Here is a 13,757-nt window from a genome sequence, read left to right as displayed (position 1 = left end):
ATCCGTGGTGAAATGATTTCGATGCGGACCGCCGGCCGCCGGGCGGAACATACTGCGTCAGATGCGCATCGATCAGCCAGGCTGGAAAGCGGTTGACGCCGGCGCTGCCTCAAACGAATTCGACGGTTGCCTTTGCCTCGTTGACCACCCAGTCGATGAACACTTTGGCGAGCGGTGAACGTTCGCGGTTTCTCTGCGTTATGACGTAGTAGCCCTTGGTCCCCGACTTGATGCCGCCTTTGAGGGGGCGCACCAGTGCGCCCTGGGCGAGTTCTTCGCCCGCCGTAATGTTGTCGCCCATGGCAATTCCGATGCCGCAGCGCGCGGCCGCCAGGTTCTGGTTGAAATCCTCGAAGCTCAGGCGCCGCACCGTTGCCGGGATCTCCTGGCCGTGATGGCTAAACCAGTCGTTCCAGTGCGTGGAGCCGACACCGTCAAGAAGCACGTGGCGCGTCAGGTCCCTTGTGCGCTTGATGTCGCCGTCGCGGTTGAGGAGGATCGGGCTGCAGACGGGGAAGAACTCCATCTGCTTGAGGGGCGTCGTCTCGCCCTTTGCGATGCGCGGATCGCCGAACATGATGGCGAGATCCGCCTGGCCGTCGGGAAAGGGCTCACCCCATTCCGGCATGGACAGAATCTGCAGTTCGACGCCCTCGTAGCGCTCATAGAACTTGCCGAGCCGCGGCACGAGCCACCGGGTTGCGAAGGCCGGCATGCAGCGCACGGCAAGCCGTCCTGCGATCGGGTTTCGCTGCAGCCCGAGCACCGCGTCGTTGAGCGTTTCGAAAGATTGGGTGAGCTTGGAAAAGAGTTCCTGGCCCTGCGGCGTGAGCACGAAGCTGTCGCGCGATTTCGCCGCCAGCGCGAAGCCGAAATGTTCTTCCAACTGCCGAAACTGCTTGCTGACCGCGCCGGGTGTCACATGCAGTTCGTTCGCAGCCTTCGTCAGGCTTCTGTTGCGGGCGCTGGCCTCAAATGCGCGCAGGGCATTGAGCGGCGGCAATCTCGACATCTGGTCCTCCCGATCGAGCTCGTTATTGAGAAAACCTCAAGTATTGGAGGAAATCAATTCGTTATGAGGGAAAAAAACGATACGTTAGCATCTTCTTTATCGAAACAAGACCGGGGCCGATCACCGCTGCCGGCCCGCATAGAAGGGGACCAGACGTGAACGCCGCACCGCCCAAGAAAAAGGATCTCTATTCCGCGACGATCAAATATTTCGGTTCCGTTCCCGAGCCGGCCTTCGAAGCACCGGAGCGACTCGCCCGCCTTTGGGGCCGCAATTGGGGCTGCGACAACGATGTCGGGACGCTGCGCAGCGTGCTGATGCATCGTCCCGGTGACGAGTTTTCCGTTATCGACCGCAGCAAGCGCATCGAGGAGATCGGCACCTATGGCGATCTCGAGGCTGGCTGGTATTGGCAGAGCGACAGCATTCCCACACTCGAAGAACTGCAGGCCCAGCATGACGGCCTTGCGGACCTGTTGCGCGCCGAGGGCGTCGAGGTCATCTATGTCGAAGGCGTCGATCGCGGCCGGTTCAAGTCCGTCTATACCCGTGACTCCTGCATCGCCGTCAAAGGCGGCGCGATCGTCCCGCGGCTGGCGCCGCGCATGCGCCACGGTGAAGAACTGCCGGTGACGCGGACGCTGGCAAAGCACGGCATGCCGGTGCTGCGCACCCTGCACGGAACCGCCATGGCCGAAGGCGGAAGTTTTGCCTGGCTCAACAGCCGCACCGCCGTCATCGGCCGCGGCATCCGCATCAACGACGATGGCATCAGCCAGATCGCCGATGTCCTGCGCTATCAGGGCGTCGAATTGCTGGTGGTCGACCTCTGCGGTTACGACATCCATATCGACGGGCATTTCCTGATGGTCGACGTAGATCTCGCGCTGATCTGGCCGCGAGGCCTCTCCTTCGTTTTCCTGGAAAAGCTGCGCCAACTCGGCATCCGCACCATCGAGATGAACGAGGATGACAACCCCTGGATCGTCAATGGCCTGGCCATCGCGCCCGGCCGGGTGATCATGCCGCGCGGCCTTTCGGACCGCACACGCGAGGCGCTCGCGCGCAACAACGTGACCGTGCTCGAGATCGACTACGACAAGGTGCAACTTAACGGCGGCGGTATCCATTGCTCGACGAGTCCGCTAATCCGCGACAGCGTCGATTGATCGGAGGCAGCCATGCCAGCCCACATTTCCATTCGCAAAGCTTGCAAGTCCTTCGGGACCTTCGAGGCTCTGAGAAACGTCTCGCTCGATATCGAGAAGGGGGAGTTCCTCACCTTTCTCGGCCCGTCCGGATCGGGCAAGTCCACGCTTCTGAACGCGATCGCCGGTTTCGAACCATTGTCGTCCGGCGCGATCCTAAGGAACGGTGAGGACATCAGTGCGACGCCGGCTGACAGGCGCAATTTCGGCATGGTGTTCCAGGGCTATGCGCTGTTCCCGCACCTGACCGTGGCGGAAAATATCGCCTTTTCCCTGCGCGTGCGGAAAGTCGCGCGCGCGGAAGTGGAGCAGCGGGTGGCGCGCATGGTCGACCTCGTCGGTCTCAGGGGACACGAGCACAAACGTCCCTCGGCGCTATCGGGCGGACAGCAGCAGCGCGTCGCACTTGCGCGCGCGCTGGTGTTCGAGCCCGAGCTTTTGCTTCTCGACGAACCGCTGTCGGCGCTGGACAAGAATCTGCGTGAACAGCTGCAGGACGAACTGGTGGCGATCCATCGCAAGACGGGCACGACTTTTCTGTTCGTCACCCACGACCAGATGGAAGCGATGGCCATGTCCGACCGGATCGCCATCTTCGACCGCGGCCGGATCGTCCAGCTCGACCGGCCGAACGTGCTCTACGACGAGCCCAACTCCCGTTTCGTCGCGGAATTTCTCGGCACCATGAACTCACTACCGATGACGCGCCAACGGGCGGTCGGCGGGGAACTTCATGGGCACGTTGGCGAGTTCGGCGTGCGGGCAATCCTACCCGACGCCGAACAGTTGGCGGGCAAACCCGCCGTGCTCGCCATCCGCCCGGAAAAACTGGCCCTTTGCCGCGACCGGCCGAATACCGACTACAACCTTTTGCCGATGACCATCGATGGCGTCATCTTCCAGGGCGGAACGACCATCGTCAAAGGCAGCGCGCCGGAGGGCACGAGCCTGACGCTGACGACGGCCCGCGATGCGCTCGGCTTGCCCCCGGCGCGCGGCGAACAGCTCTGGGTGCACTGGGGCCACCTGGACGGGCGAGTGCTCTCCGGCTGACGGCGCTTCGAATGCATGGGAACCAAACAACAAAAAGGGGAAATGCTGTGAATAACGATCTGAAAGCGGAATGCCTTGAACTCTTGAAAGACGGCCATCTTGCCGGCCGCATCGACCGACGGACGTTTCTGACGGGCCTCGTGCTGCTCGGCGTCGCGCCACATATTGGCAGCCGATCGGCGCGCGCCGCCGACGGCCAGCTTGTCGTCACCAACTGGGGCGGCGACGCCGTCGGCGCCTTCGAAGCGGCGCTGACCGGCAGCTATGCCGAGCAGCAGGATATCGCCGTCAAGATCGACGGCTCCGGCCCGACCAAGGGCGCGATGAAGGCGCAGTTCGAAAGCGGTGCAGTCTCCTGGGACGTCTGTGACGCCGATCCGGGCGCGACGAAGTCGCTCGGCGAAGCCGGCATGATCGAGCCGATCGACTACAAGGTGGTCGACCGCGAGAAGGTTCAGGCGGGCTTTGCCTACGAGTACAGTGTCGCCAATTATTTCCTGAGCTATGTCATCGCCTATGACGCCAAGCAGTTCGGCGACAACCCGCCGAAGTCCTGGGCGGATTTCTGGAATGTCGAGAAATATCCGGGCAAGCGGTCGCTTTACAAATGGATGTCGGGCTGCATGGAGGCAGCGCTTCTGGCCGATGGCGTGCCGATCGACAAGCTCTATCCGCTCGACGAGGAACGCGCGATCCGCAAGCTCAACGAGATCAAGCCGCACATCGTCAGCTTCTGGGATTCCGGTGCCGAGAGCCAGCAACTGATGCGCGACGGCGAAGCCTCGATGGCGCTGATGTGGCACACCCGTGCCAACCTCGTGGAAAAGGATACCGGCGGCGCCGTCAGCTGGACCTATGCCGAGGGTATTCTGGCGCCCTCGGGCTGGGCCGTGATCAAGGGCAATCCGGCCGGATCTGCCCGGGCGATGGACTTCATCCGCTATTGCCAGGATCCGGCGCGCCAGGTCGATCTGCTGCGGACGCTCGGCTGCGGGCCGACCAATCCGCTTGCCCACGATCTCGTGCCTGCGGACCTCAAGCGGCTGGATTGCAGTTCGGCCGAAAACATGTCCCAGCAGGTGCTGATGGACATGGACTGGTATTCGGCCCGTGGCGACCAGGCGCTCGAAAAATATCTCGCGATGACCGCGTCATGATCGAGAGGCGTTTCCAGTTGCGCTGGCCTCTCGGCGCGAGCGGATCGCTCCTAATGCTCTGGGCATTGCCGGTGATCCTGCTGCTTGCCTATGTGCTGCCCTTTGCCGGCGTGACGCTCTGGAGCGTCACCCGGCCCGAGCCTGGCTTCGAAAACTATGTCCGCATCGTCACCGGTGCGGACTTCCAGGCGATCTTTGTAAGGACTGCTTGGGTGTGTCTGCTGAGCACGGCGATCACCATCCCGATCGCCTATCTCTTGGCCTATTACTGGGTGATGGGCAGCGCGCGCCGCAGCCGGTTGATCGAGATCTGCATCTTCATTCCGTTCTGGATCTCGGTGCTCGTGCGCGCCTTTGGTTGGGTGGTCATCCTGCGCAACAACGGGCTTGCCAGCGACGTTGCGGCGGCCTTCGGCCTGAATGGACTTTCGACCGGCCGAAACGTGTGGTCGGTGATTACCGGCATGGTGCACTTCATGGTGCCCTTTGCGATCCTGCCGATGGCCTCCGTCATGCGCAAGATCGACAGTCGCGTGCTTCTCGCGGCGCTCGGCCTCGGTTGCCGGCCGCTCGGCGTGTTCTGGCGGGTCTATCTGCCGATGTCGTTGCCGGGTGTCTTTTCGGCGCTGGCGATGACCTTCATCTTCTCGCTCGGCTTCTTCGTCACGCCGATGATCCTCGGCGGCGGGCGGGTGGTGCTGACGGCGGAATCGGTGTTCGTGCAGATGTTCCAGACGGCCAACTGGGGGCTGGGTGCAGCACTCGGCGTCGTGTTGCTCGTCGTCGTCTTTGCGATCCTCTGGCTGTCGCAGCGCGTGATGCGCATCGAACAACTCATGTCGCGGTAGGTGCTCATGTTTGGCAGATCACGTCTTGGCGGATTCTTTGCAGGTTTGGCCGGGCTCTTCCTGCTCCTGCCGCTCGTCGCCGTCATCCCGTTTTCCTTTACGCCCAAGCGTTTCCTGTCGATGCCCGACGGTGAGTATTCGCTGCGGCATTACCTGGCGATCTTCGATCCGGACACATGGCTGGCAAGCATCGGCACGAGCACCCTCGTCGCTATTCTTTCGAGCGTCATCGCAACCGCGCTTGCCGCGGCCTTCAGCATCGGCATCTGGCTGCGCCGGCCGGCAAGCGGACGCTTCCTGATCGGCCTCGTCCTGTTGCCGATCATCGTTCCGCCGGTCACATCCGCCGTCGCGCTCTACTTTCTGCTGGCGCAGATCGGCTTACTCGACACGATCCCGGGGCTGGTGCTTTCCCATGTGGTGATGATCGTGCCGTTTTCGGTCATCGCCATCCTCGGCGCGCTGAGCCGGCTGGACCGGAACCTGGAACTCGCTGCCCGAAATCTCGGGGCGAGCCAGCTGCAATCGATCTTCCGGGTCATCCTGCCGAACATCCGCTTCGGTCTCTTCGCGGCCTGGTTCGTCAGCCTCGTCATGTCCTGGGAGGAAAGCTCGGTCACCCTGTTTGTGAGCGGCGTCAACGTCATCACGCTGCCGAAGCGCATATGGGACAACCTGCGCCTGGACCTTGACCCGGCTGTTGCCGCCATCTCGGTGATCATGATCGTGGCGACGACGCTAGTCATCCTCTTGCGGAAGTCCGAAACATGAAGACCGGAAGCAGACGACTGCCGATCGAATAGCAGAACCAATGACCTGTATGCTGACGATGCGGGCTGCTCGCACCGGTCGGCGCGCATCTTCGAAGGCGGCCCACTGGCCGCCTTTTTCGCGTCGAGAGCGGTCGGAAACCGGGCATCGGCGGTACCCCCTCTGGGGGACTAACGCCCCCTGCCAGCGCCACGCATAGTCCTTCCATGCCGAACGGTATCAGTTCGCTCCCGTCGGCTTAAGTGGAGGAGAACCATGCAGCGCGCCATCATAGAACCCAATCCGACACCGCCCGCCGACAGCAAGGCAGCGTCGCCGAGCAAGCCAGGTTCCCTTCTGCAGCATCCAAACAGCGTCGCCGCTGAGGTTCGAAACCTGCGCAAGATCTACAATGTCGGCTCGCCGCAGGCCCACGAAGCGCTGAAGGACGTCAATCTGTCCATCCGCGCCAACGAGTTCTTTACGCTGCTCGGCCCCTCAGGCTGCGGCAAGACCACCTTGCTGCGCATCCTCGGCGGTTTCGAAATGCTGACGTCGGGCACCTGCCGGATCTTCGGCGAGGACGTCAGCCGCCTGCCGCCGGAAGCGCGGCCGGTCAATACCGTCTTCCAGCAATATGCGCTGTTCCCGCACATGACGGTTCGCCGCAACATTGCCTTCGGCCTTGAAATGCTCGGCAAGCCGAAAGCGGAGGTCGAGCGCACCGTCGAGCGCATGCTTGATCTGGTGCACATGCGCGAATACGCCGATCGCCGGCCGGACACGATGTCGGGTGGCCAGCGCCAGCGCGTGGCACTTGCCCGTGCGCTGGCGCCGCAGCCCAAGCTTCTGCTGCTCGACGAGCCGCTGTCGGCGCTCGACCTGAAGCTCAGACAGAAGATGCGGTTGGAGCTCAAGTCGCTGCAGCGCGAAACCGGGATCACCTTCATCTTCGTCACCCACGACCAGGAAGAAGCGCTGGCGATGAGCGATCGTGTTGCCGTCATCAGCAATGGCCACCTGCAGCAGGTGGGCACGCCCGAGGATATCTACGAGCAGCCCCAGAGCCGCTTCGTTGCCGATTTCATCGGTGAATCGAACCTGATCGAGGCAAAGGTCGCGGACAGCGCCGGCTCCGAGGCGGCCTTCGATATCGAGGGGTTCGGCCAGGTCCAAGCGCCGATCGGTCAGCGCGTGGAAGTCGGGCAGCAGGTCTGGCTTTCGATCCGCCCGGAGCGGCTGGTGCTCGGCGCCGTTCATCGCGAAGGACCGCAGGCAACCGTCACCGATCGCACCTATCTCGGCAATGCAGTCGAATATCACCTGCGTGCCGGCAAACACGCGCTCACCGCCCGCTCGCCGCGCGGCGGGTTGCGCGGCCGGCAGGATTTCGCGCCGGGGGATGCCGTCAGCCTCGGCTTCGAGCCCGGATCCATCAAGGTGCTTCTGTCATGAGCGCCCGGCCTCTCGCTCTGTCCTCGCGCATCCCGCAGGGGTTTGCGCATGCCGGCCTGCTGTGGCCGTCGCTTGGCGTCATCCTGGTGTTCATGGTGGCGCCGATCGCGATCATGCTCACCTATTCCTTCCTCGTTCCAGGCGCCTATGGCGGCGTCGAGTGGACGTTTTCCACGGCGGCCTACGAACAGATCCTGTTCGAGCGTGACTTCCTCGACGACAGCCTGACCTTTACGCCCGACTATCTGATCATCGTCGCCCGCTCGCTCATACAGGCGACGGTCGCGACACTCCTCTGCCTCGTGATCAGTGTGCCAACCGCCTATTACATCGCCACCCGGTCCGACCGGGTGAAGAACATCTGGCTGTTCCTGATCACCATTCCATACTGGGTGAACCTGTTGATCCGCACCATCGCGCTGCTCTTCGTGCTGCGCGACGACGGCCCGATCAATAGCGCGCTCCTCGACGTCGGCGTGATCGGCCAGCCCCTGGCGCTGAGCTATAACGGCTTCGCCATTTCGCTCGGGCTGATCTATTCCTTCCTGCCCTTCATGGTGCTGCCACTCTACTCGGCCTTCGAGCGTTTCGATTTCCGGCTTCTGGAGGCGGCCTACGACCTCTATGCCAGCCGCAGGGTGGCCTTCTTCCGCATCGTGCTGCCGGTCATGCGTCCGGGGCTGATCGCGGGCAGCCTGCTCGTCTTCATTCCCTCCGTCGGCTCCTACCTTGCACCCGACATTCTCGGCGGCGGCAAGACGCTGATGATCGGCAACCTCATTGGCACGCAGTTCCAGGCAGCACGCAATTGGCCGTTCGGTGCTGCGCTCTCGATGATCCTGCTCACCATCACCTTGATCGTCCTTCTCTGGCTTGCCCGGCGCGCGGCCCAGCAGCAGCGATCGAACTAAAGAAAGATTCGCCATGTCCACCGCTCGTTTGCGCGACCTTCGCGTCTTTCCAGGCTTCGGCCTTCTCTCCGTCGGCTGCGTCGTCTTCCTTTATGCGCCGATCGTCGTGCTCGCGATCTATTCCTTCAACGATGGCCGCTCAGTCACCCGTTGGGCAGGGTTTTCGTTGCGCTGGTACCAGACCGTCTTTGCCAACCAGAACATCCAGACGGCCGCCATGAACTCGGTGGTGATCGCCGTCATCGCGGCGTCCGTCGCCACGGTCTTTGCGCTGGGGGCCGCGATTGCGACGGTCAACGGCAAGAAGGGCGGCGGCGAAGGCGCCTACGTCGTGCTCACCTTTCCACTGATGGTGCCGGAAATCGTCACTGCCGTCGCCTCACTGGTCTTCTTCGTCGCGGTTGGCATCAGCCTCGGCTTTGCCACCATCCTCATTGCCCATATCGTCTTCTGCATCCCCTTTGCCTATCTGCCGATCAAGGCACGGCTGGAGAGCATGGACGCGACGCTGCCGTCGGCCGCCGCCGACCTCTATGCCTCTCCGGCAAAGGGCTTCCTGCGCATCACCTTGCCGCTCCTGGTGCCCGGCCTCGTCTCCGGCTGGCTGCTCGCCTTCATCATCTCGCTCGACGATTTCATCATCACCGCGCTCGTCGCCGGCCCCGGCGCCACGACCCTGCCGCTGCACATCTACGGGATGCTCAGGCTCGGCATGACGCCCGAGGTCAATGCGATCTCGACGCTGATGCTCGCCGCCTCGACCGTGCTGGTCCTCATTTCGGGCCTCTTGGGACAGGCAGGCCGCAAGCACTGACGCCGGCGAAAACACACGAAAATCAAAAAAGAGAAAGGGAACATCAGATGAAAAAGCCTGCCGTTGTGACTGCCCTGCTTGCCTCGACCGTGAGCACCCCTGCCTCCGCGGCGGGCGACCTCTTCATCTACACCTGGGGCGAATACACGCCGCCGGAAATGGTCGAGAAGTTCGAGAAGACCTACGGGGTCAAGGTCCATATCGACACCTACGATTCCATGGAGACCATGCTTGCCAAGCTGAAATCGGGGGCCGGCGGCTACGACATCATCGTGCCCGGCCATGACACGATGACGATCCTGATCGGCGAGAAGCTGCTCGAGCCGATCAATGTCGCGGCAATGCCCAACTATCAGCACGTCGACGAGATGTGGCGGGATGTTTTCTGGGACAAGGGTCGCCTCTATTCGGCACCCTGGGCCTGGGGTTCGACCGGCCTTGCCGTCGATCGCGATATCGTCAAGGGCGATGACACCTCGCTGAAGATCCTGTTCGAACCGGATGACGCGGTGAAGGGCAAGATCAACATGCTGCGCGACGTCAACGACGTCATCAACATGGCGCTGCGCTATCTCGGCAAGCCGCGCTGCAACGACAACCCCGAGGACCTGAAGGCGGTGCTCGACCTGCTGTCGACGCAGAAGCAATTCGTCAAGAGCTACAACTCCGAGACCAAGGAGCTCTTGGTTTCGGGCGAAGCGGCCGTTTCCATGAGCTGGAACGGCTACGCCATGCGTGCTCGCGATGAGCGGCCATCGATCGAATACATCTATCCGAATGAAGGCTACACCGGCTGGATGGACAATGTCGCGGTGCCGAAGGGCGCCCCCGACATCGAGAACGCCAAGCTCTGGATCAACTTCGTCATGGATCCGGAAAACGCGGCGATGATCACCAACTACGCCCGCTACGCCAACGGCATCAAGGGCTCCGAAGCCTTTGTCGACAAGGCGCTGGCCGGTGCCCCGGAGCTGAGCCCGCCCGAGAGCGCGCCGGCGCCGGAGTTCCTGACCGCCTGCACGCCCGCCGTCACCAAACTTTATGACCGCGTCTGGACCAAGCTTCTGCGCTGACCCCGCGGAAACCATGCCTCATGCCATTCTGGAGAAGAAAATGACCATCGTTCAATCCGTTGTTCCCGCTGACCGGCCGAACAACCGTTCCGCCTTCGAGAAGGACCGCGATCACGTCCTGCACCCCTATACCGATTTCTCGACCTTCGCTGCGACCGGCAGCCAGATCATCGAGAAGGCCGAGGGCGCCTATGTCGTCGACAACGCCGGACGGCGCCTGCTCGACGGCATCGCCGGGCTCTGGTGCGTCAATATCGGCCACGGCCGCCGCGAGATGGCCGACGCCATCGCCGCCCAGGTCATGGACATGGACTACTACAATCCCTTCGGTGCATCGGGGAACGTGCCTGCATCCGAACTCGGCGCGCGGCTTGCGGAACTTTCGCCCGGCAGCCTCAACCATGTCTATTACACCTGCGGTGGCTCGACCGCGAACGATGCGGCCATCCGCATCGTGCACTACTACTTCGCCATGCGCGGCAAGCCGGGCAAGCGCAAGATCATCTCGCGCAACAACGCCTACCACGGCGCGACCTATGTGGCGGCGGCGCTGACCGGTATCCACGGCACCAAATACGGCTTTGCCCAGGTCGGCGAGGACTTCATCCACCACGTCTCGGCCGCCGATTGTTACGCACGCCCGGATGGAATGTCCGAGGAGGCCTATTGCGACCTGCTGGTGCGCGAGTTCGAAATGCGCGTCGAGCAACTCGGTCCTCAGAATGTCGCCGCCTTCATCGCCGAGCCGATCATGGGCGCAGGCGGCGTGCTGGTGGCGCCGAAGGGCTATCACAAGCGCATGCAGGCGGTCTGCCGCCGCAGCGACATCCTCTACATCGCCGATGAGGTGGTGACCGGCTTCGGCCGCCTCGGAGAGTGGTTCGCGTCCGACGCGATCTACCAGACGCAGCCCGATATCCTCGTGTCGGCCAAGGGTATAACGTCGGGCTACATCCCGCTCGGCGCGACGCTGATCTCCGATGAGATCTATGACGTCATCAGTCGTCCGCAATGCGAAGGCGGCGTGTTCTCAATGGGGCTCACCTATTTCGGCCACCCCGTCTCCTGTGCCGCGGCGCTCACCAACATCGAGATCATGGAGCGGGAGCGGCTGCTGCCGCATGCGGCCCGCACCGGGGCGCATCTGCAGAGCCGGGCGAAGGCCCTTCTCGCCCACGATATCGTCGGCGACGTGCGCGGGGCCGGCCTGATGCTCGGCATCGATCTCGTCGCCGACAAGGTCACGAAGCAGCCGTTGCCAGCGCACGAGAAGGCGAGCGAAACGATCTTCCAGGGCTGCGTCGCCCGCGGCGTTATCGTCCGTCCGGTCGGCAATCGGCTCATCGTATCGCCACCTTTGATCGTCACGGAGGCCGAATGCGACACGATCGTTTCCGCCCTTTCGGAATCGATCGCCGCCTTCATGGCATCCCGCGCTTGAGGAGCATTTGAGATGAGCGAAGTCACGGTCGCAGCGACGCAGATGGCCTGCAGCTGGAACATCGACGAGAACATCGAAAAGGCCGAGGAGCTGGTGCGGCTTGCCCATGAGGATGGCGCTCAGATCATCCTGTTGCAGGAGCTATTCCAGACGCCCTACTTCTGCCTGGAGCAGACGATCGATCACCTCGATCTGGCGGCGAGCCTTGGCGAGGATCGTGCTGTCAGGCATTTTCGGGCGGTCGCGAAGGAGCTCGGCGTCGTGCTGCCAATTTCCTACTACGAGAAGGCCGGGCCGGCGCAGTACAACTCGCTCGCGATCATCGATGCCGACGGCGAGATCCTCTGGAACTATCGCAAGTCCCACATCCCGCAGGCGCCGGGATACGAGGAGAAGTTCTATTTCAGCCCGGGCGACACCGGCATTCGGGCGGTCGATACGAAATATGCGCGGATCGGCTGCGGCATCTGCTGGGACCAGTGGTTTCCCGAAACCGCCCGGGCACTTGCCTTGCAGGGGGCTGACCTGCTGTTCTTCCCGACGGCGATCGGCAGCGAGCAGAAAGCCGAGATCGACAGTTCCGGCCACTGGCGTCGCACGATGCAGGGCCATGCGGCCGCCAACATGGTGCCGGTCATCGCCTCCAACCGGGTGGGAAGTGAAGTGGCCGGCGGCAACGAGGCGCTGTTTTATGGCACCTCCTTCATTGCCGACCAGACGGGTGCGATCGTGGCCGAAGCGAACCGGACCGACGAGACCTATCTGACGGCGCGCTTTGATCTCGACGCGGTCCGCGTCTTCCGGCGCAGCTGGGGGATCTACCGGGACCGCAGGCCCGATCTCTACGTCGCAATCCGCACCCTTGATGGCCAGACGGCGATCGTCTGACCGGATTTTCTTGAACGAGCAACATTGCAGTGAGGCCGGCATCCCGGCGCGTCGGCTATATCGCGGGCGTCGAGACCAGGCAGGAAGGAATTGTACCATGAAGAACCAGACACCCCGCGAAGCCGGGTTTCGCATGCCGGCCGAATGGGCGCCGCATCGGCGCACCTGGATGATGTGGCCATGCCGCCACGAGGTCTGGGACGATATCGCCGCGACCCGTCGCGACTACGCGGCTGTCGCCCACGCGATCCGCGAGTTCGAGGCGGTGACGATGGCTGTGCGCCCTGAGGACATGGAGGAGGCGCGCGCCATCCTCGACCCGTCGATCGATCTCGTCGAAGCCGAGATCGACGACAGCTGGGCGCGCGATGCCGGCCCCTGCTTCCTGACAGCGGCTGACGGCCGGCGTGCCGGCGCGCGCTTCAGGTTCAACGCCTGGGGCGGCAAGTATCACCCGTTCAACGGCGATGCTGCCTTTTCCGGGCTGGTGCTGGAGAAGGCGGGCGTCGCAGGCTTCGTGTCTAACCTGATTGCCGAGGGCGGTGGCGTCAGCGTCGATGGCGAAGGCACGATCATCACCACCGAGACCTGCTTCCCGAACAGCAACCGCAATCCCGGCTGGAGCCGCGACGACATCGAGCGCGAGCTGCTCGACATGCTGGGCGGCGAAAAGGTGATCTGGCTGCCCGGCAATCCGATAGAGGAAGAGACCGATGGCCATGTGGACGGCATCGCCGTTTTCGTTGCGCCCGGCGTCGTGCTGATGGAGAGCCCGAGCGAGGGGGGCAGCAAGGAGGATGACGAGTGGAACCACTACATTCGCCTGAACCTGGAGGCGATGCGGGGCCAGACCGATGCCAAGGGGCGGCCGATCCGGATCGTCACCGTTCCGGAAGCGGTCGACGCGCCGTCGGACCATCCGAAATTCTGCCGTTCCTACGTCAACTCCTACCTCGTCAATGGCGGCGTGATCATGCCGTGCTATGGCATCGAGTCCGACACGGTCGTGCGGCAGATGTTCCGTTCGCTGTTCCCCGATCGGCGCGTGCGCGAGGTCCGGATCGACGCCATTGCCATCGGCGGCGGCGGCATCCATTGCATTACCCAGCAGGAACCGCTTTGATCGTCGAAGGATTCTTGACGACAA

Annotated in this window: 13 protein-coding genes; 12 read left to right on the top strand and 1 reads right to left on the bottom strand. The window is 63.0% G+C overall.

Translation table 11 applies throughout. The features are described 5' to 3' along the window. Nucleotides 1-109 precede the first annotated feature (109 nt). Nucleotides 110-1,012 (bottom strand): LysR substrate-binding domain-containing protein, encoded by a 903-nt coding sequence (locus tag XB14_RS27025; protein WP_077966318.1) that lies wholly within the window; start codon nucleotides 1,010-1,012, stop codon nucleotides 110-112. Nucleotides 1,013-1,167: 155 nt separating this feature from the next. On the opposite strand from XB14_RS27025, the gene XB14_RS27020 reads away from it, so the two are divergent. The 12 genes from XB14_RS27020 (at nucleotide 1,168) to XB14_RS26965 (ending at nucleotide 13,733) form a co-directional block, all read left to right on the top strand. Next, entirely contained in the window at nucleotides 1,168-2,181 is a 1,014-nt protein-coding gene (locus XB14_RS27020; RefSeq protein WP_077966316.1) for a dimethylarginine dimethylaminohydrolase family protein, read from the top strand. A 12-nt stretch (nucleotides 2,182-2,193) separates the two neighbouring features. After that, nucleotides 2,194-3,273, top strand: a complete 1,080-nt coding sequence (locus tag XB14_RS27015) for an ABC transporter ATP-binding protein (protein WP_077966313.1) — start codon at nucleotides 2,194-2,196, stop codon at nucleotides 3,271-3,273. A 47-nt stretch (nucleotides 3,274-3,320) separates the two neighbouring features. After that, nucleotides 3,321-4,430, top strand: a complete 1,110-nt coding sequence (locus XB14_RS27010) for an ABC transporter substrate-binding protein (protein ID WP_210190050.1) — start codon at nucleotides 3,321-3,323, stop codon at nucleotides 4,428-4,430. Beyond that, complete coding sequence (locus XB14_RS27005; RefSeq protein WP_077966311.1) at nucleotides 4,427-5,278, top strand: ABC transporter permease; 852 nt, start codon at nucleotides 4,427-4,429, stop codon at nucleotides 5,276-5,278. The genes XB14_RS27010 and XB14_RS27005 overlap by 4 nt, the downstream gene beginning before the upstream one ends. A gap of 6 nt (nucleotides 5,279-5,284) precedes the next feature. Beyond that, nucleotides 5,285-6,049, top strand: coding sequence for an ABC transporter permease (locus tag XB14_RS27000; protein ID WP_077966310.1), 765 nt, complete (start codon nucleotides 5,285-5,287; stop codon nucleotides 6,047-6,049). A gap of 255 nt (nucleotides 6,050-6,304) precedes the next feature. After that, complete coding sequence (locus XB14_RS26995) at nucleotides 6,305-7,483, top strand: ABC transporter ATP-binding protein (RefSeq protein WP_077966309.1); 1,179 nt, start codon at nucleotides 6,305-6,307, stop codon at nucleotides 7,481-7,483. Beyond that, nucleotides 7,480-8,394: an ABC transporter permease gene (locus XB14_RS26990; protein ID WP_077966308.1), complete on the top strand. Its 915-nt coding sequence runs from the start codon at nucleotides 7,480-7,482 to the stop codon at nucleotides 8,392-8,394. The genes XB14_RS26995 and XB14_RS26990 overlap by 4 nt, the downstream gene beginning before the upstream one ends. Before the next feature lie 13 nt (nucleotides 8,395-8,407). Further along, a complete protein-coding gene (locus tag XB14_RS26985) occupies nucleotides 8,408-9,208 on the top strand; it encodes an ABC transporter permease (RefSeq protein WP_077966307.1) in 801 nt (266 codons plus the stop codon). A 47-nt stretch (nucleotides 9,209-9,255) separates the two neighbouring features. Continuing rightward, nucleotides 9,256-10,281: an extracellular solute-binding protein gene (locus XB14_RS26980; RefSeq protein WP_077966306.1), complete on the top strand. Its 1,026-nt coding sequence runs from the start codon at nucleotides 9,256-9,258 to the stop codon at nucleotides 10,279-10,281. A gap of 40 nt (nucleotides 10,282-10,321) precedes the next feature. Beyond that, a complete protein-coding gene (locus tag XB14_RS26975) occupies nucleotides 10,322-11,722 on the top strand; it encodes an aminotransferase (protein WP_077966305.1) in 1,401 nt (466 codons plus the stop codon). A gap of 12 nt (nucleotides 11,723-11,734) precedes the next feature. Continuing rightward, nucleotides 11,735-12,610 (top strand): N-carbamoylputrescine amidase, encoded by an 876-nt coding sequence (gene aguB, locus XB14_RS26970; protein ID WP_077966304.1) that lies wholly within the window; start codon nucleotides 11,735-11,737, stop codon nucleotides 12,608-12,610. Nucleotides 12,611-12,707: 97 nt separating this feature from the next. Continuing rightward, nucleotides 12,708-13,733, top strand: a complete 1,026-nt coding sequence (locus XB14_RS26965; RefSeq protein ID WP_077966303.1) for an agmatine deiminase family protein — start codon at nucleotides 12,708-12,710, stop codon at nucleotides 13,731-13,733. Nucleotides 13,734-13,757: the final 24 nt, after the last annotated feature.

Source organism: Ensifer adhaerens (assembly GCF_002007205.1).
Lineage (GTDB): Bacteria > Pseudomonadota > Alphaproteobacteria > Rhizobiales > Rhizobiaceae > Ensifer > Ensifer adhaerens_D.
This window is presented reverse-complemented; position numbering and strand designations above follow the sequence as displayed.